The following is a 17,820-nucleotide window of genomic DNA, read 5'->3' on the forward strand; positions in this document are numbered from 1 at the left end:
TTTCAATTTAAGAAATTTTTTACGGCCATGTTGAGTTTTTCCAAATCACAGCCAAATGTATAATGTCCACATTTGGAATTTAAATCCAAAGATTGGGCATTTAACCCCTTTATAACCTCCAAATTGGCTGAGGGAGCTACCAAATGGTCCGTTCTTGAATATATGATAAACGCCTCGCCTTTGAACAGCTCGGATAGGGATGTAACCTTATGTTTGCTCAAATCTCGATCCAAACTATAATTGGAAATGGCCAGCATTTGACTGTGTAGGTCCCGAACATCATAATGTTCGGCCTCATCTTTGATTTTTTGCAAAACTTCATCGATGGATTCAGTACCACCTTCATAGTATTGAGGCGTAAGTCCCAACGCGTACTCCAACATCAAAAAAGTTTCTTCCTTTGTGCCATGCTGTATCTCCTTGTTCAGTATCTTCTTGAAGATTTCATAGTTCAGTTGGTCATAAACGGATAGTTTGGGCGAGCCCACAATTGGAATTGCCTTATCAAAAAAATCAGGGTAACTGGCCATCCATTGGTACGTTTGCATACCTCCCATGGAAATACCGGTTACAGCATACAAATGGTCCAGGCCCAAAACCTCTTTGACTAGTTTATGCTCCAGGTCCACCATGTCCCCAATTCCAAATTCCGGAAATTTGCTCCCGTCCTTTATATCTGTATTGGAAGGGGAGGAAGAAATCCCATTGCCCAACGCTTCCACAACCACAACATAGTACTTTGTAGTATCTATCATAGCTTCTTTGCCAATGTAAGGGGTAAGACTTTCACCCGTTCCAGCATACCATGTAGGGAACAATATGGCATTTTTCTTATCAAGATTGAGGGAGCCATAGGTGCTATAGCCTATGCGTGCATTTTCCAATACCTCACCGTTTCTAAGAGTATGGTTGCCAAACTCGGCAAACTTTACCTGAGCGATTATATTGGAGAATTGTAAGACCAGTAATAAAAGTATTAAGGTTGATTTTTTCATTTCTATATTATTTTTTTAGTTTTCATTAATCACATTTCCGCTTCCCAAGATATTTTTGGTTACATGTGGATTTCCTTTGTAAAATACTTTGGCACTGCCATCGATTTTCACGTCAAGTTCGTCCGTACAGCTGATTTCTACATCTCCGGAACCCATGATATCTATGGAACACTTATCGGCTAAAAATGAAAATCCGGAAATTCTGCCACTTCCTTCGTTTTCTATGCTTAGCTTATTCGATGCTCCAGAGATGCTGATATTACCAGAACCCATATTATCCAAATAAAATTCTTGGCTGTCCACGTTGGCAACTTTCAATGTGCCAGAACCTTTATTGGCAACACCGTTCAATGCTTTTGCCATAATGTCGAGATTGACATCAATATTCTTGTAATTATGTCCCGAGGTCAAGTAAATTTCCAAGATACCATCTTTGATTTCTGTTTTAACTAGGCCGATGATGTTGTCATCGGCCATTATTTTTACATTTTGGGCATTACCTTGAACAATGTTCACATTTGCTATCCCATCTACTGAAACTGCAATAAAAGCATTGAGTTCCCTATTTTCCGTAGTGAGCACACCTGAACCGGAGATATCGTCCCATGTACACGACACAAGTAATGCTGCTATCAATACTAATACTATTCCAACAGTACTATTCTTCATTTTTTATTTTGATTGATTTTCTTTACTTATATCCTTGAAAAAAAGCATCTCTTTAATTCTTTTTGAAGCCCCATCATAGAATCCAGTTTCATGTGAATAGCCCTTTGGGTTATTGAAAGTGCCAAAGATGATATCGAAAATGGGCAGGTCGGAATAATTGTACGCATGTATACCCTTGGCATGGTGCACGGTGTGGCTTTCGGGGCGTTGGATAAGATATCCCAACCATTGCGGGGTAATAATGTTACTGTGCTGAAAAATGCCCAAAAACACGGTAGTCAACAAGATAATGGTCGATGCTCCAGGAGTAAAGCCAGTAATTCCAACAAGGCAAAGACTTCCCAAAAGTGTAAAACCTGCCATGTCCATTGGGCTAAAGTAAAAGGCGCCGTACGTATCTATACGTTCTGCACTATGGTGCATTTGATGGAAAACTTTCCATAGAAAATCGCTTTTGTGAAGGCTGTAATGCCAAAGAAACAGTCCAAATTCATAAATAAGTACACCTACTACAGCACCTCCTAGATCTCCCAAGAAGGCCAAATCAAAAAGTTGGTATTTGGATATATAACCGTCCCAAATTAGAGGCAAATAACTGGATAGGTAAAAAAACACTCCGAAGGTCAGTAGTCCTCTGGTTTTCCAATTCTTGACATTTGGTAGTTCTCTGGCAGGGAACAACGCCTCCCAAATCATTAAGCTCGCATAAATCCCCAAGACAACCAAGGAGATAGGGTCCAATAAAATTTCTAGCGGTGTGGGTAAATTTTGTAGTGTCTCCATGATTATTAAATTTTAGATTTAAACTTAGCGTTGAACTCCATTTTCCTTCTCTTCTTAATGGCCCATAATCCTTCATTGGATTGATAGGCCTCAATAAATAATTGTCGTTTCATTTTTAATTGATTTTTGAAATGATGAATAAACACGGGTGTATCCCGCTGATTTTGAGAGCGCAAACCTAGCGTGACAATTTTAAATCAAAAAAAAGAGGGAGGTATATGGAGTGTACAGTGTAGGAATAAGAAGTAGACTTAATGGCCCATTAGGTAGACATTAGGTAGACAAAATGTATTTATGGTGTTGTAAAAAACTGAAAATCAGAAATCTGATTTTTATTTAAAATCCAATAAAAAATCAAACAGATCTGTCTCAGGAGACAGGTTCAACTTTTTTCTGAGCCTGTAGCGTGCTGTTTTTGTACTCTCTGGGGAGATGCCGAGGATGTTGGAAGCCTCTTTGATGGATAAATTGAGCCTGGTGAGGGCGGCAACTTTTAAGTCATTTGCACTTAAATCGGGGAATTGTAGCTTCAAGTTGGTGAAAAATTCAGGATGTACATTTTCAAAATGTTGCTTAAAGTCTTCCCAATCCTTTTCCTTGCCCTGGTTTATTTTTATGGTTCTTTCCATATCGGCCATAATTTTATTGACCTGATTTAATGTAGTTGCTTTTTTTGCCTCTTGTATTTTGTTCTGGAACTCATCCAATAGCTGATTTTTTTGAACAAAGTTCATGGCATATGAAGTAAGTTCCCGGTTTTTGGTATCCAGTTCACCCTCAAGGTCCATACCTTTGAGCTGTTGGTTTTCCAGTTCTTTTTGGGCAATAATATTTTGTTGTTCCAGCAAATGTTTTTGGTTTTTTGAACGTTGCTTCGCGCTTTTGATCAGGAAGAAAGATAATAGGGCAATGATCCAAATACCGCCGATCAATATCCATTGTATGGTTTTGCTCAATTGCTGCCTTTTGGAAAGCTGTTCCAGTTCGTTTGTTTTTTGTTCCAGTTCGTTCCTAAATTCCAAACCGGCAATTTGATGGGATTTTTTAATGGTAAAGAGAGAGTCCTTTAAATCCACATATCGGGAAAAGTAGTAAAGGGCCGAGTCGTTTTGTTGGGTCTGTCTTTTAAGCTCTGCCAAATTTTTTAAAATTGACAATTGATAATTTTTCAGGTTCATTTCATTGGCCCTGCTCAGAGCTAACTTAAAATGCATGTCGGCCAACTCATATTCTTTTTCCATGGTAAACATTCTGCCAAATTGAAGCAGGTTGCTCACCATACCATCTTTATCGTCTATTCTTCGCCCAAGAGTCAACGATTGCCTAAGATGGTAGTTGGCCTGTTCAAGGTCGCCCTGTTCCAAATATACACGGCCCAACCGATTGTGGGCCTCTGCCATGCCATATTGAAAATTGTTTTTGGTATGAATATTAAGTGCATTGCTGATATTGGTATGGGCTTTGTCCAACCGCCCGGTTTCCATTTGTAGGGTCCCCAGCTTGGTATACGCAGTGGCAACCCTGTTATCCAAATTTAGCTGACTAAATCCATTGATTGCCTCGCGGTAATTTTTAAGTGCCAACGAATCTTCATCAATATCGGCATAAACCATGCCTATATTTAATTTTATGTTGGAGACTCCCTCAAGGTCATTTAAGCCTTCATACAGTTCCAGCCCTTCATAAAGGTCAAAGAGAGCATCTTTTGACTCACCTAGGGTCCAATGTCCTACTCCTGACACCCTTTTGGCGAAAGCGGCACCCTTGGAATACTTTATTTCATCAGCCAATGCATAGGCTTGCTGGCCCAGCTTCACTGACTCCGCGGGGTCCCTTATCCATAAATCATACCCCTGTTGGGCTATGCTATCGATTATTTCTGTCTCGGGACTTGTTTGTTGGTGGTTTGGTTTGTCTTGGGAAAAGATACTGAAACTAAAAACAAGCCAAAACAACGATGCCCAGAAACAGTTTGTAATGCGAGGTTCCATTACTGGCTGATTTAGATATTATGGATTAAAAATTCTAAAATTAAAGAATTGTATTGAATTGAAAATCCAATTGATACCAAATGCCAATAGTTTTTTGATTTATCATTTCTAATGAAACCAAAACCGTAAAAATGCTTGATAGATAATGTGGACATTCCACTGCTCCCTAATTTGAAGCTACGCCTCCGACAAATAGCAAAATAAAGGCAATGACTCCCAATATGATCAAAATGGAAATAATCATTACCCAAGGAAACCTGTTTCTTTGGCTGTTTGTAGTTCTGTTTCTAAAATTGGCACCTTTTCTACCTGTGGTTGGCATAGGGGCACTATCCTTTGCTTTCCAGTTTGTTTTTTTTCCTTTTTTTTCCATGTTCCTCTTTTTTAAATGAATATGCTGCCAGTGTTACTTTTTGATTTATAGTATTTTAAATCGATGGCAATCCTTATCGTTTCTTAAAAATTAGGAGTGATCAATAGAAAACTTTGCCCTAATTAAAACGAAAATTGTCCCTATCATAGCTAATCGGCTTGGCTATAAAAGGTTCACTGCAAAAGGAAAGGGGCTAGGATGGTATTAGCTTAACGATTAAAATAACCGCAAATAGGAACAACACCAGATAAATTATCCAAAAATGTTGAAGTTTTGTTGGGTTTTTGCCGAATAGGAACTTAGTGATCGTTAGTAGGGCAGAACGGTGATTTGAAACGAATCGATAAACAAAATCACTGAAACCCCTGAACAAGGAGTTGTTTTTGTACCAAGAAATAAGAAAGCTCCATGTTGAGGTTTTTTCAAAGATTTTATAAGCTGCACCGGCACCGCTATAAATTTCACCATTTGTATCTATGAGACGTACGGCCTTTTTGAAAGCATTTTTTGGAATCTCTTCGATGGCTTGATGAATTTGTTGGTAAGGGCTATACAGGACCGATTTTTCTGTTAATTGCTCAAGCCAAGTCACCCAATATTTGCAAAAACCACATTGTCCATCCCATATCAACAAAGGTGCAGTTGGCCTGTATTTGGTATGAGAGGGAAGTTGCATATCAAAGTGTTCTCTATTCTTTACAAAAGTGGATTTGAATAAAAGGTATCGAAAAAATAGGGTATACTGGAAGATATTTTCAATAGGGTCAATATTTTAGTGTTTATGAGCAAGATTCAATCGTTGCCCTGATGGAGTTTGATAACTACTTCATTTGACTCTACTGTACTTGTTCAAGTATTCCAAAGGAGTGACCCTTGTATGTTTCTTAAAAACATCCCTAAAGGCCTTTGGATCATTGTACCCCACATCATACATAACTTCATTGACGGTTTTTCTTCCTTTTTCCAGCTCCTTTTTTGCGGCCTCTACCTTAACCCGTTGCAAGTATTCGATAACCGTGTTCGAAGTAGCTTTTTTGAACCGTCTCTCAAAAGTCCGTCGACTCACAGCAACTTTTTCGGAAAGTTCGTCCACTGTAATCTTATCCAAGTAGTTATTTTCTATGAACTCTTGTGCCTTCAAAACCTCTTTGTCGTTGTGGGATTTTTGTCCTTTAAAAATAATGAAGGGCGATTGGCTGGCACGGCTGATATCAATCTCAAAAATTTTTGATGATAAGACGGCCATTTCTCGGCCTGCAAATTTTTCGACCAAATAAAGGTTCAGGTTTAAAGATGAATAGGCGCCTCCACTGGTATACAATCCATTTGAATCGGTAATAATCTTGTCATCGATCAGGTTAACTTCTGGATACATGGCCCTAAACTCACTTGCAGCCAGCCAATGGGTGGCACAATCCCGTCCATCCAACAAACCTGTGCCGGCCAGTATAAACGCACCAATGCACAAGCTCGCCACCTCGGCACCATTGCCATATTGTTGTTTGATCCAAGGAATAAATGCTCCGTTTTTGGCAACCACTTCCTTGTAATCGCCATGAATGGCAGGGATTATGATCAAATCCGTTTTGTCTACCTCATCAATTGTGGTATCGGGTATAATGCTGAACATTCCATTGCTCAACCTTGCTTTATTATGGGTGCCCACAAGGTGTGTTGAGAACAATGGAGCTTTACCAGCTTTTTTCAAGGCATCATTGGTCATATTGAACATTTTAAAGGTAGCCTCTAAATTGCTCAGGCTGGAATCGCCTTCGGGAACAAGTATCGAGATATGTTTCATGTTATGAAAATCAATGGATTGTGGTTGACTCAAAGGTAGATCAACATCTTGTCGTAATCAACCCGTGATATTGACGTAAATGTACCTCTAAAGTACGGATTGGTACCTGTATCTTTGGTAACCTGTTGAATATTAGATAAGAATAAAGGATTGAAAGGTTGTGTTAAAGACTCGCCCATTTAAAACTGGAGAAAATTTTCAGCTCACTTTGGTCTTAAGCAAACCTTATATATCTCAACATATTAAACATAGAGAAAATGGATGATAGAGTTTTAAAAGAATATGATACAACAACATCAAAACTTGTAGGATTGCTTTCCTCATTGTCCAATGAGCAACTCAATTCAAGACCTGCAAATGGAAGCTGGACAGCGGGACAAATCGGTGATCATTTGGATAGATCTTATAATGTATCCAATATTTTGATGGGAACCACGGAGGTGACCAAGCGTGCCCCTAATCAAAAAATGGAGGAAATACGTGAACTTTTTTTAAATTTTGATATAAAAATGGACTCACCCAAAGCTGTGGAACCAACTGATAGACCGATTGACAAGAAAAACCTCCTGACCAGTTTGAAGAAGAAAATTGAATGGGTGAACCAAAACTGCAAGGATATGGACCTCTCAAAAACATGTTTGGATTTTGAAATCCCTGAATACGGTCCGTTCACCCGCTTGGAATGGATAGGCTTCAATACCGTACATACACAGCGCCATATCCATCAACTGAAACAAACCATTAAATACATTAAAGCATGATACCTAAAAAAATCTGGGCAAACCTTGGCGTGGAAAATGTGGAACGGACACAGGAATTTTATCTGGCATTGGGAATTAAGCAAAATGGAATGCCTACAAATGATTTGGTGAGCTTTCTATTTGGAGAGGATGAGTTTGTGATTCACTTTTTTGAAAAAGAAAAACTAAAGACAAGTCTTGAGGGAGAAGTGGTCGACTTGGATCAGGGCAATGAAATTATGTTCACCCTCTCCGCCGAGAGCAAGCAAGAAATCCATGATTGGTTGGATACCGTGAAAAAGTTAGGGGGGAGTATTAGATATGATCCTAGAAAAGACAGCAAAAAGTTTTATGACGAAAATGGTTTTTACGTTGGAGTTTTTGCCGATTTGGATGGGCATTTGTTCAATTTGTTTTGTAATTTGAACGGTTAACCTATTAAAATTCAAACAAATAATGATACTTCAGAAATTTAAAATAACCATTAATGCTACACCCGAAAAAGTATGGCAAATACTTTGGAACGATATCACCTATCGAAAATGGACAACTGTTTTTGCGGAAGGATCTTTCGCCGAAACCGATTGGCAGGAAGGTAGCAAGGTTCTTTTTCTCGGTCCCGAAGGAAGAGGTATGGTAAGTAGGATCAAACGGAACATACCCAATGAGCGAATGACCATAGAACATTTGGGAGTTGTTGAGGGAGGTATTGAAAACTTTGAAAGTAAGGAGGCCAATCAATGGGCAGGAGCAACAGAAGATTATACGCTAGAGTCGGTCTATGAAGGAACCCTATTGCGGGTAGAAATGGAGACAATCGAGGATTACAAGAGCTTTTTCGAGGAAACTTGGCCAAAAGCACTGGAGAAAGTAAAGGAACTAGCAGAAAAGTCATTATAAACACATATATCACATTAATTCAAAAACCTAACACAATGAAAGTAAGCCCTTATTTAAATTTTAATGGAAATGCCGAAGAAGCCTTTAATTTTTATAAGTCAGTATTTGGTGGAGATTTTACAGCATTCATGAAAATGAGCGATGCACCGGACAGCGATAAAATACCAGCAGAAGAAAAGGACCGCATCATGCATATCTCGCTTCCCATTTCTGAGGACATCACATTAATGGCGTCGGATATTTTACCTTCTATGGGCCATTCCCTGAACAATGGTAACAATGTTTACCTATCGTTGCATCCCAACAGTAAAGAAGAAGCAGACCGTTTGTTCAATGGACTTTCCCAAAATGGTGACATAGAAATGCCCATGGCCGATCAATTTTGGGGAGATTATTTCGGAAGTTTTGTAGATCAGTTTGGTGTTCATTGGATGATCAACTATAACCCTGAATTTTAGTAATCTTTCAAAAATTTACAGAAACCGCTATGCACAACAGTTATATTGAGCAATCTATAAAAATAGTGGAAGTGTTTTCTACCTCTGTGTCATCAATTGAACAAGCTGAATTCCTTTTGGATAAACTCCAAGAGGAATTCCCATGCTATGAAATCAATTTTGATCTGGAAGATTGTGATAATATTCTTCGTGTAGAGAGTGTTGGTACCAACATAGATTCCGAAATGGTTATCTTGATTATGGAAAAGCATGGGGCAAAAATCCAAATATTATGATTATTTAGTGGTCGCAATGGGTTGACCATACAAAGAAGGTGTACCCAGAGACAAAAGGAAAATAATATTGCATACATTTACACCTAAATAAGTTCTTTACTTAATTTCTTTATCAAAACGATAGGGGTTCTCGACAAGTCATTGTCGGGATTAAAAGGGAATCGTGTGTAAATCACGAGCTGACGCGCAACTGTAAGTCCGATTCCAATTTGGGATAGCATGTTTTTGCCAATTATGCCATTGTCCACCATATATAGTGGATGAGAAGGCGGCAGAAATCGAACAAGCCAGGATACCTGCCTATATCGTTCCTACTTTGTAGGATTTTGACGGTGCCTTCGCGTAAAGGGCAGGTCGAACGTTTGAAATTTACCCAAAACCTTGGGCAAATTCCACTCCAGTTCTTCTTGTTCAAGGCATTGCGAAGTTGAGCTAAGGAGCTTTTATCTAATTATTCAATTTTATAAAAGCTTTAGCAATGAAAACAAGCAATTTGGGATACCCTAGAATAGGGGCCCACCGCGAGCTGAAAAGAGCTTGCGAAAAGTATTGGTCGAACAAAATTTCTTTGGAAGACCTTATCGAAGCTGGTAAAAGTATCCGTGCGGAAAACTGGAAACTGCAACAAGAGAAAGAAATCGACCTGATTCCATCCAACGATTTTTCCTTCTACGATCAAGTTTTGGACACCACCTTAATGGTCGGAGCCATTCCAGAGCGCTACAAAAAAGCCAGAAAGTCAAACAAAAACCTTTTGGATCTCTATTTTGCAATGGCCAGAGGTTTACAAAAAGATGGAGTGGACGTCATCGCCATGGAAATGACCAAATGGTTCGATACCAATTACCATTACATTGTCCCAGAATTTACAAAAGACCAAGAATTTGAATTGGTTTCCCAAAAAATCGTGGAAGAGTTTCAGGAAGCCAAAGATCTGGGCATTCAGACAAAACCTGTGCTTCTGGGCCCAGTGACCTATTTATTGTTGGGCAAGGAAAAAGAGGAAGGCTTCCACCGTCTTGATCTTTTACCGAAATTACTTCCCGTCTATCATTCTATTTTGAAAATGCTTGCAGATGCAGGAGCAACGTGGATTCAATTTGATGAACCCATACTCTCTACAGATTTTTCTGAAAAAGAAAAAGAAGCAATCGGTAAAGTCTATAATGGAATTACAGAAGCATTTCCCAACCTAAAAATCCTATTGGCCAGTTATTTTGGCGATTATGGCGATAACCTCGATACCGTCCTAAACCTACCTGTTTGTGCCCTGCATTTGGATTTAAAAAGTGGAGCGGATGATTTGGATAAAGTTTTGGAAGCGGGAAGGCTAAATCAAATTACATCTTTGTCATTGGGTGTTATTGACGGTAGAAATATCTGGAAAAATGATTTTGAATCCTCACTACGGTTTATTCAGAAAGCCAAAGAAAAATTAGGGGAAGAACGTATCATTATTTCACCGTCCTGTTCATTGCTCCATGTTCCCAATGATTTAGATCTGGAGCAAAATGAAAAGGTTCTCTCAACCGAGGTAAAGGACTGGGTGGCATTTGCCAAACAGAAATTGGAAGAACTCCAAAGTTTGAAAATACTGGCAAATACAGACTATAAATCCCAACAGCTCTTTTTGGACAATGCCGCTTCAATGGAAAAAAGGCGTAGTTCCAAACTGATCCATAAAACCAAGGTAAAACAACGGCTCGAACATTTGGAAGCCAAGGATTACCGTAGAGAGTCCTCATTCGATAAAAGAAAAATCCTTCAGGACGAACATTTAAAATTGCCACTTTTTCCTACCACAACTATTGGTTCCTTTCCACAAACGAAAGAAGTTAGGCAAAAGAGGTCACAGTTTAAAAAAGGAGAGCTTACAGAGCAGGGGTATGTGAACTTTTTAATGGAACAAACGTTCGAGACCATTCGTTTACAAGAAAATATAGGTCTAGATGTTCCCGTTCACGGCGAATTTGAACGGAATGATATGGTAGAGTACTTCGGAGAACAGTTGGAAGGCTTTACGTTTACCCAAAACGGTTGGGTGCAGAGTTACGGTTCGCGCTGTGTAAAGCCACCTATTATTTACGGGGATGTTTCAAGACCTGTTCCCATGACTGTTTTCTGGACATCTTTTGCACAATCATTGACCAATAGACCTGTAAAGGGAATGTTAACTGGACCGGTAACCATCTTGCAATGGTCCTTTGTCCGGGATGACCAGGCACGCTCCGTGACCTGCGAACAAATTGCATTGGCCATTTTGGACGAAGTATTGGATTTGGAAAAGGAAGGCATCAGCATAATCCAAGTAGACGAACCAGCAATTCGCGAAGGCCTGCCCTTGCGTAAAAAGGACTGGGAAAAGTATTTGGACTGGGCGATAGGAGCTTTTAAACTGTCCACGAGCGGTGTGAAGGATTCTACACAGATTCATACCCACATGTGCTATTCCGAGTTCAACGACATTATTCAGAGCATTGCGGATATGGATGCCGATGTAATCACTATAGAATGCTCCCGTTCCCAAATGGAATTGTTGGATGCCTTTTCCGAGTTTGATTATCCCAACGATATTGGTCCAGGGGTGTACGACATCCATTCCCCAAGGGTTCCGTCCGAGGAGGAGATCATCAAATTATTGCAAAAAGCAGAAAATGTACTGCCTGCATCCAAATTGTGGGTAAATCCCGATTGTGGCCTAAAAACCAGAGGTTGGGAGGAAACCATCAGTGCGCTAAAGATAATGGTGTCCGCAGCCCAGCAGATGAGAGAAACTGTTGGTCAACCATCAAATTAAAACAAATCGGGGCCAATATGCGTATTGGCCCCTTAAACAAAAAGAATATGGTAAACGAAAGTAATATCCGCATTTCACCATTGCTCAGTTTCGACTTTTATTTGGAAAATTATCACAAGTTGATGCTGCAACTCAAAAAAGAAGTTGACTTGAAGCAGATGAAATCACTCTTGAGAAACGATATTGACCACAAGATTCAACAGCTTATAAAGACAGAGGATTATGATGCCTTGGTGATTACCGATTTAAACCAAGCAATAGTCTGGGTAAACGAGGGTTTTACTGAAATGACAGGATACCATAAAAAATATGCATTGGGAAAAAGACCTAGTTTTCTGCAAGGAGCCGAAACATCAAAAATGATTAAAAGGCAGATTAAAGAGCAGCTTGTGTCCCATAATTGCTACAAAGGGGCCATAGTAAATTATAGAAAGAATGGGCAAGCCTATCGTTGCCAAATCAACATCTTTCCAATCTACGGTTCTAAGGGAGACCCGACCCATTTTATTGCATTGGAAAAGGAATTGTTGGCCGCTTAAGAATCAAATCTATTGCAAATTATCTAATTCTTTAAAGTATAATTTTTACCTTCGCCGAACATGGGGTGCCCTAAATGGGCTGAGATTATACCCGGAAGTCGAGTACTTCGCACCTGATCCAGATAATGCTGGCGTAGGGAATTTGGCAAGAACTGCCCGTATTCCAGTTTGGGTACCCATGTTTTTTTAATGTTGGTTACTTAAACAATGGAATACCTTTCACAACTCGTGGTGTTACAATGGATCGGAACCCTTTTTGGAGTGGTTCAGGTTCTTTTGGCCAGACAGAACAATATCCACAACTATCTTTTCGGCATTATCGCGATTCTGATCAGCATTTGGGTGCTCTATCAATCCCAATTATATGCCGATATCTTGCTCAATATGTATTATCTGGTAATGAGCATTTATGGCTGGTTTTATTGGAAGATGGGCAAGCAACAGCAAGAGGCGCCCATTTCGTTTTCAACAAGAAAGGAGCACGGTATCGCCGTCGGTATAGTAGTGGGTTGCTTTATTTTGATGGCCTATTGGCTCGGACAACATACAGATTCCGATGTGCCATATTGGGATGCCGTGGTCTGCGCTTTTGCATGGGCCGGTATGTGGTTGATGGCCAAACGGAAGATTGAGAATTGGGTCTATCTGAATATCAGTAATATTATTTCTATCCCTTTATTGATATATAAAGAACTGTATATCTACGCTGGATTGACCGCTTTTTTGTTCACCGTTGCAATTTCTGGGTACATCAAATGGAAAAAAATAATTGATAAGAAAAACAGCGAGACCTATGCAGGAGCTTGATGCGTTGGATTTTAAAAAGCCCATTTTTAGCAAAGAAGTGTTGGAGTGGATAGCCAAAGAAAACCTTTGGAACCTTTGGGTGCCCAAGTCGTATGGAGGGCTGGAAATGTCCCTGTCCGAAGGTCTTAAAAAGCTACGGTCGGTGGCCAAAGTGGATGGGAGCCTGGGCTGGACCGTTACCTTGTGCAGTGGGGCCAACTTTTTCGTAGGTAATTTACCGAAGGAAATAGCCGAAGATATTTTTATCGATCTTAAAAAACCCGTATGTTTTGGTGGTAGTGGTGGAGTCTTTGGAACCGCTGAAAAGGATGGTAACGGATACGTTATCTCAGGGATTTGGAAATACGCAACTGGGGCACCGTACCTTACCCACTTTACCTTGAATGCGAAGATTCAAGAAAATGGAGAAGATGTTATCCAAAAGGATGGCACTCCCATGATCCGTTCCTTTTTACTTCATAAAAACCAAGTAGAAATCATAGAGGATTGGCAAACCATGGGGCTTAAGGCAACAGCCACCCATTCATTTAGGGTCGAAGAGCAGTGGGTTCATAAAAAGTATAGTTTTGTGTACAATGAAGTGCATCAGCCGCACCCAATTTTCAAGGTGAATTTTTCCTTGTTTGCAGACCTTACCTTGTGGGTCAACTATTTGGGAATGGCCGAACACTTTCTGGAAGAAGCGAAAATCATTGGCAGCTCTACAAAAGATATCAATCAACTAAAAACCTACATCGAAAAGGGTGATTCGCTTCTTGTTGATTTTGCAGCTGAAATAGAAAAAAGCATTGAACAAGGCTATACGTTTTCAGAAAAATACATCAATACTGTTCACCATGAAGCATCTAAATCCGTACAACTCCTTTCACGGGGTATTTTGGGCACGTATCCAAGTCTGGGTATTTTGGCCAGTACGGAAAATCATGTTTTAAATCATGTTTTCAGGGACTATTTTACTGCCACACAGCACCATATTTTTAGAAAGGGAACTACCGAATCGAGAATCTTCAAGGACTTGGAATAGAATCTTGGGTGACGCAACTTATTGAAATATTTCCATCTTTTACACAAACGCATTTATGGAAAAGTTAATCTCGAGTTTGCTCGTCCTTGTATTGTTGAGCCAATTTTCGGCATGTAACAATGATAATAATGATACTCCAAACCCAACAGATACTTCCATTTTAGGAAAATGGAAATTGACCGCGGCATACATTAGCTCGGGCGGACCACAATACTGGGTAGATGTGGAAGATGGTGAAGAAATTGAATTCCTTTCTGATGGTAGTTTCACTTCGACCAATTACCCAGAATGTAAAGAAGAAGGGTATATCCTGGATGGTGAAAGTCTGGTGCTGGATTATGATTGTGGAGATACGGAGCTGGTAGCCGAAAACGAAGAAGGCTTGATTACCTTCCATATCGAATTTGAAAATGACCATTTTCTTTTATCCCCAACCAGTGTTATCTGCATAGAAGGATGCAGCTACAAATATGAAAGGATGGATTAATGAGGGTTATGGGTTATGAAATTCGCAAATAACCTAGTTCTCAATCATAAAGCCTGTAATTCCTGTATCATACCATTTTAGATTGTCTAGGTATTTAGTAGATTTGGCAATAAACCAACTTCTAACTAACTCATGACCTTAAAACATCGTTCTTTTTATTTCCTATTTACATTTTTGTTGAGTTGTGCCACCTTTGCACAAGATTTTGAAGCCTTGGAATACCGTACCATAGGTCCCGCTAGGGGAGGTAGGGTAACCACAGTTACCGGAACAGCGATGTTGCCGGGTACTTTTTATTTTGGTGCCACGGGTGCCGGTGTCTGGAAAACCGAAGACTACGGAACCAGTTGGCACAATATTTCCGACGGATTTTTTAAAACACCCTCTATCGGGGCCATTGAATTGGCTGCCAACGACCCGAACATCATTTATGTGGGTACAGGTTCCGATGGTATCCGTAGCAACATCATCGAAGGTAAGGGCATGTACAAATCCATTGATGCCGGAAAAACTTGGGAACACATCGGGCTGGAAAATGCGGGCCAAATTGGTGCCGTGGAAATAGACCCGACCAATAGCAATATTGTTTGGGTAGCCGCCATAGGAAATGCCTTTAAGTCCAATAAGGAAAGAGGAATATTTAAAACGACCGATGGAGGTAAAACTTGGGAAAAGGTTTTGTTCGTTTCCGAAGAGACAGGTTTTGCCGATTTGGAACTGCTTCCCGGAAACCCAAATGTCGTCTATGCCGCTGCCTGGAAAGCAAGACGTACCCCTTGGACCATTGATTCAGGCGGGGAGAACAGTGAAGGTGGAATTTATAAATCCGTGAACGGCGGAAAGGATTGGGAGAAATTGGAGGAAGGACTTCCAACGGGACTTATCGGTAAGATTGATTTGGCCGTTTCTCCTTCCGACTCCAGAATATTGTATGCCGTAATCGAGGCCCCGGGTGAAGATAGGGGGTTGTACAAATCTGTGGACCAGGGTAAATCCTTTGAGCATGTTTCGGATGATGAAAGACTGGTCAACCGACCTTTTTATTACACCAATATTGAATTGGACCCTACCAATCCCGACATTGTTTATTCCAATGCCAATCCATTGATTAAATCAACCGATGGCGGTAAATCTTGGACACGCATGAGTGTTCCCCATGGAGACAACCACGATATTTGGCTCAATCCGGATAACCCGGACCTGTTGATTCAATGTAACGATGGTGGAGCGAATATATCCCACAACGGAGGGAAAACATGGTCCACCCAATACAACCAGCCTACGGCCGAGATTTATCAAGTGGCGGTGGATGATCAATACCCTTACTGGGTGTATGGCGCACAGCAGGATAATACAACCATAGCCATCCCAAGTATGGCGCCCACAGCAACTTCGCCCGCCAATGGAAGTATAATGATGGATGTGGGTGGATGTGAAACCGGACCTGTAATCCCGATGCCGGGCAATCATTATATCGTTTACAACAACTGTAAAGGACGCTTTAGCGTGTACAGTAAAAAAACAGGACAAAGCCGTGAGTATTCCATCGGGGCATCCAACATTTACGGGCATAATCCTAAAGATTTAAAATATAGGTTCCAACGTGTGGCACCTATCCATGTTTCCCCATTCGACCCTGAAGTGGTGTACATGGGCTCCCAATTCCTTCACAAAACAAATGATGGAGGTAAAAACTGGGAAATTATATCTCCAGACCTAACAGAGAACGACCCTGATAAACAAGTGATTTCTGGTAACCCTATTACAAGGGATATTACCGGTGAAGAATATTACAGTACGCTTTATTCCATCAGGGAATCCAAGATAAGTAAAGGCGTTATATGGACAGGGTCCAACGATGGTGTCATTTCGGTTACGAAAGATGGTGGTGCCACTTGGAAGAACGTAACGCCTAAAAAATTACCGAAGGGCGGTAGGGTAGAGTCCGTGGAACCATCACAGTTTGACCCGGCAAAGGCTTACATCGCCGTGGATCGCCATTTGTTGGGAGATACCACGCCTTACTTTTATAAAACCGATAATTACGGCGAAAGTTGGAAGTTGATAAGCACCGAATCCAACGGGATACCATCGGACCATACAGCGAGGGTATTGCGAGAGGACCCTGTACGTAAGGGACTTTTATATGCCGGTACCGAGTACGGAATGTTTGTATCCTTCGATGATGGCGCAACATGGAAAAAGTTCCAACAAAACCTTCCTGTGACACCGATTACCGATATCATTTTGTTCCGTGGAGATTTGATTTTAAGTACCATGGGACGTGGCTTTTGGATTCTGGATAAAGTTACCACCTTAACCGATGAAAACATTACACAATTGGGAGATACGCCGGTTCTGTTCAAACCTGATGATACCTATAGATATCAAACTCCATGGGGCGGTGGAGACTTTCCACAATACCCATCTACCAGTGTAATTATTGATTACTACCTGCCATCGGATATAGAGGAGGGAATCAGCTTACAGATTTTGGATGCCCAAGGAAAAGAGGTTTCGACCATCGTGAGCGATTCCACAAAATTGAAGGCCGCTACGGAGATGGTCGAGGACATGAGCCTCAGCATGACTTTTGTTTATATGAACGAGAAATTGGAAGCTAAAAAGGGACTCAATCGTTTTGAGTGGAACATGCAACAAAAAGGAGCTTGGGACCAAAACAAAAGGAGAAGGTTTGGCAACGGCCCCATGGTGCTGCCTGGAAAGTACACCGCGAAACTCACCGTAGGTGAGCAATCACTCGAGAAAAGTTTTGAAGTGCTCATGGACCCGAAGCTTGAAGAAGATGGAATTTCCTTGGCCAACATGAAGGAGCAACAGGAACTTCAGTTTAAGGTAATTGATTTATTGTCGGAAGCTCGAAAATTTCAGGATAAGGTCGAAAAGAAGATTAAGGAGCTGGAAAAGTCAAATGCGAGCGAAGCCCAGCTTCAGCCCTATAAAGATGTTTTAAAGGAGCTAAAAAACGATGAAGGAGCCTATCCCGAAGTGGTTATGGTAGCTCAAATTTCTTATTTGTACTACATCTTGAGCAGTGCGGACAAAGAACCTGGACAAGAGGAAAAAGACCGTTATCAAGAATTATTGGCCCAATTCAACGAACTTAAGGGAAAAGTTGATCTATAATTTAAAAGCCCCTTTTAAAAGGGGCTTTTTGTTT

Annotated in this window: 18 protein-coding genes and 1 riboswitch; of the genes, 11 read left to right on the forward strand and 7 right to left on the reverse strand. The window is 40.6% G+C overall.

Annotated features, from left to right (window positions below; all coding sequences use genetic code 11):
* Nucleotides 1-2: 2 nt before the first annotated feature.
* From J0656_RS08340 to J0656_RS08370, 7 genes are all read right to left on the reverse strand, one after another.
* On the reverse strand, nt 3-995 hold the full coding sequence (locus J0656_RS08340; RefSeq protein ID WP_207032847.1) for an alpha/beta fold hydrolase: 993 nt from the start codon (nt 993-995) through the stop codon (nt 3-5).
* Between the two features lie 15 nt (nt 996-1,010).
* On the reverse strand, nt 1,011-1,664 hold the full coding sequence (locus J0656_RS08345) for a GIN domain-containing protein (RefSeq protein WP_207032848.1): 654 nt from the start codon (nt 1,662-1,664) through the stop codon (nt 1,011-1,013).
* A gap of 3 nt (nt 1,665-1,667) precedes the next feature.
* Nucleotides 1,668-2,447, reverse strand: a complete 780-nt coding sequence (locus J0656_RS08350; RefSeq protein ID WP_207032849.1) for a sterol desaturase family protein — start codon at nt 2,445-2,447, stop codon at nt 1,668-1,670.
* Nucleotides 2,448-2,779: 332 nt separating this feature from the next.
* Complete coding sequence (locus tag J0656_RS08355; RefSeq protein WP_207032850.1) at nt 2,780-4,438, reverse strand: tetratricopeptide repeat protein; 1,659 nt, start codon at nt 4,436-4,438, stop codon at nt 2,780-2,782.
* Between the two features lie 166 nt (nt 4,439-4,604).
* The gene (locus J0656_RS08360) at nt 4,605-4,811 is read right to left on the reverse strand and encodes a hypothetical protein (protein ID WP_207032851.1); all 207 of its coding nucleotides are present in this window, start codon (nt 4,809-4,811) and stop codon (nt 4,605-4,607) included.
* A gap of 193 nt (nt 4,812-5,004) precedes the next feature.
* On the reverse strand, nt 5,005-5,442 hold the full coding sequence (locus tag J0656_RS08365) for a thiol-disulfide oxidoreductase DCC family protein (RefSeq protein ID WP_207032852.1): 438 nt from the start codon (nt 5,440-5,442) through the stop codon (nt 5,005-5,007).
* A gap of 195 nt (nt 5,443-5,637) precedes the next feature.
* Nucleotides 5,638-6,612 (reverse strand): GlxA family transcriptional regulator, encoded by a 975-nt coding sequence (locus J0656_RS08370; RefSeq protein ID WP_207032853.1) that lies wholly within the window; start codon nt 6,610-6,612, stop codon nt 5,638-5,640.
* Nucleotides 6,613-6,869: 257 nt separating this feature from the next.
* Here J0656_RS08370 and J0656_RS08375 point away from each other — a divergent pair, with 257 nt between their 5' ends.
* The 11 genes from J0656_RS08375 to J0656_RS08425 all read left to right on the forward strand — a co-directional run bounded on the left by J0656_RS08375 (nt 6,870) and on the right by J0656_RS08425 (nt 17,786).
* Nucleotides 6,870-7,373, forward strand: a complete 504-nt coding sequence (locus tag J0656_RS08375; RefSeq protein WP_207032855.1) for a DinB family protein — start codon at nt 6,870-6,872, stop codon at nt 7,371-7,373.
* Nucleotides 7,370-7,786 carry a VOC family protein gene (locus J0656_RS08380; protein ID WP_207032856.1) on the forward strand — a complete coding sequence of 139 codons (417 nt, stop codon included), beginning with the start codon at nt 7,370-7,372 and terminating at the stop codon, nt 7,784-7,786. The genes J0656_RS08375 and J0656_RS08380 overlap by 4 nt, the downstream gene beginning before the upstream one ends.
* Before the next feature lie 22 nt (nt 7,787-7,808).
* Nucleotides 7,809-8,252: an SRPBCC family protein gene (locus J0656_RS08385; protein ID WP_207032857.1), complete on the forward strand. Its 444-nt coding sequence runs from the start codon at nt 7,809-7,811 to the stop codon at nt 8,250-8,252.
* Nucleotides 8,253-8,287: 35 nt separating this feature from the next.
* Complete coding sequence (locus tag J0656_RS08390; RefSeq protein WP_207032858.1) at nt 8,288-8,710, forward strand: VOC family protein; 423 nt, start codon at nt 8,288-8,290, stop codon at nt 8,708-8,710.
* A 29-nt stretch (nt 8,711-8,739) separates the two neighbouring features.
* Nucleotides 8,740-8,985, forward strand: coding sequence for a hypothetical protein (locus J0656_RS08395; RefSeq protein WP_237688894.1), 246 nt, complete (start codon nt 8,740-8,742; stop codon nt 8,983-8,985).
* Between the two features lie 107 nt (nt 8,986-9,092).
* A riboswitch (cobalamin riboswitch) is annotated at nt 9,093-9,303 on the forward strand.
* Between the two features lie 160 nt (nt 9,304-9,463).
* Nucleotides 9,464-11,782 (forward strand): 5-methyltetrahydropteroyltriglutamate--homocysteine S-methyltransferase, encoded by a 2,319-nt coding sequence (gene metE, locus J0656_RS08400; RefSeq protein WP_207032859.1) that lies wholly within the window; start codon nt 9,464-9,466, stop codon nt 11,780-11,782.
* Nucleotides 11,783-11,829: 47 nt separating this feature from the next.
* Nucleotides 11,830-12,321 carry a PAS domain-containing protein gene (locus J0656_RS08405; protein ID WP_207032860.1) on the forward strand — a complete coding sequence of 164 codons (492 nt, stop codon included), beginning with the start codon at nt 11,830-11,832 and terminating at the stop codon, nt 12,319-12,321.
* A gap of 207 nt (nt 12,322-12,528) precedes the next feature.
* The gene (gene pnuC / locus J0656_RS08410; RefSeq protein ID WP_207032861.1) at nt 12,529-13,128 is read left to right on the forward strand and encodes a nicotinamide riboside transporter PnuC; all 600 of its coding nucleotides are present in this window, start codon (nt 12,529-12,531) and stop codon (nt 13,126-13,128) included.
* On the forward strand, nt 13,115-14,152 hold the full coding sequence (locus J0656_RS08415) for an acyl-CoA dehydrogenase family protein (protein ID WP_207032862.1): 1,038 nt from the start codon (nt 13,115-13,117) through the stop codon (nt 14,150-14,152). Before pnuC ends, J0656_RS08415 begins: the two co-directional genes overlap by 14 nt.
* Before the next feature lie 55 nt (nt 14,153-14,207).
* The gene (locus J0656_RS08420; protein ID WP_207032863.1) at nt 14,208-14,639 is read left to right on the forward strand and encodes a hypothetical protein; all 432 of its coding nucleotides are present in this window, start codon (nt 14,208-14,210) and stop codon (nt 14,637-14,639) included.
* Between the two features lie 132 nt (nt 14,640-14,771).
* Complete coding sequence (locus J0656_RS08425; protein WP_207032864.1) at nt 14,772-17,786, forward strand: WD40/YVTN/BNR-like repeat-containing protein; 3,015 nt, start codon at nt 14,772-14,774, stop codon at nt 17,784-17,786.
* Nucleotides 17,787-17,820 lie beyond the last annotated feature (34 nt).

The sequence above is a fragment of the Flagellimonas aurea genome, from assembly GCF_017313785.1.
In the GTDB taxonomy this organism is placed as follows: Bacteria; Bacteroidota; Bacteroidia; order Flavobacteriales; family Flavobacteriaceae; genus Flagellimonas; species Flagellimonas aurea.

Excerpts from the sequence above, each read along its gene's own strand:
- J0656_RS08340 (WP_207032847.1), bottom strand. The coding sequence starts at position 995 with ATGAAAAAATCAACCTTAATACTTTTATTACTGGTCTTACAATTCTCC.
- J0656_RS08345 (WP_207032848.1), bottom strand. The coding sequence starts at position 1,664 with ATGAAGAATAGTACTGTTGGAATAGTATTAGTATTGATAGCAGCATTA.
- J0656_RS08350 (WP_207032849.1), bottom strand. The coding sequence starts at position 2,447 with ATGGAGACACTACAAAATTTACCCACACCGCTAGAAATTTTATTGGAC.
- J0656_RS08355 (WP_207032850.1), bottom strand. The coding sequence starts at position 4,438 with ATGGAACCTCGCATTACAAACTGTTTCTGGGCATCGTTGTTTTGGCTT.
- J0656_RS08360 (WP_207032851.1), bottom strand. The coding sequence starts at position 4,811 with ATGGAAAAAAAAGGAAAAAAAACAAACTGGAAAGCAAAGGATAGTGCC.
- J0656_RS08370 (WP_207032853.1), bottom strand. The coding sequence starts at position 6,612 with ATGAAACATATCTCGATACTTGTTCCCGAAGGCGATTCCAGCCTGAGC.
- J0656_RS08375 (WP_207032855.1), top strand. The coding sequence starts at position 6,870 with ATGGATGATAGAGTTTTAAAAGAATATGATACAACAACATCAAAACTT.
- J0656_RS08380 (WP_207032856.1), top strand. The coding sequence starts at position 7,370 with ATGATACCTAAAAAAATCTGGGCAAACCTTGGCGTGGAAAATGTGGAA.
- J0656_RS08385 (WP_207032857.1), top strand. The coding sequence starts at position 7,809 with ATGATACTTCAGAAATTTAAAATAACCATTAATGCTACACCCGAAAAA.
- J0656_RS08390 (WP_207032858.1), top strand. The coding sequence starts at position 8,288 with ATGAAAGTAAGCCCTTATTTAAATTTTAATGGAAATGCCGAAGAAGCC.
- J0656_RS08395 (WP_237688894.1), top strand. The coding sequence starts at position 8,740 with ATGCACAACAGTTATATTGAGCAATCTATAAAAATAGTGGAAGTGTTT.
- metE (WP_207032859.1), top strand. The coding sequence starts at position 9,464 with ATGAAAACAAGCAATTTGGGATACCCTAGAATAGGGGCCCACCGCGAG.
- J0656_RS08405 (WP_207032860.1), top strand. The coding sequence starts at position 11,830 with ATGGTAAACGAAAGTAATATCCGCATTTCACCATTGCTCAGTTTCGAC.
- pnuC (WP_207032861.1), top strand. The coding sequence starts at position 12,529 with ATGGAATACCTTTCACAACTCGTGGTGTTACAATGGATCGGAACCCTT.
- J0656_RS08415 (WP_207032862.1), top strand. The coding sequence starts at position 13,115 with ATGCAGGAGCTTGATGCGTTGGATTTTAAAAAGCCCATTTTTAGCAAA.
- J0656_RS08420 (WP_207032863.1), top strand. The coding sequence starts at position 14,208 with ATGGAAAAGTTAATCTCGAGTTTGCTCGTCCTTGTATTGTTGAGCCAA.
- J0656_RS08425 (WP_207032864.1), top strand. The coding sequence starts at position 14,772 with ATGACCTTAAAACATCGTTCTTTTTATTTCCTATTTACATTTTTGTTG.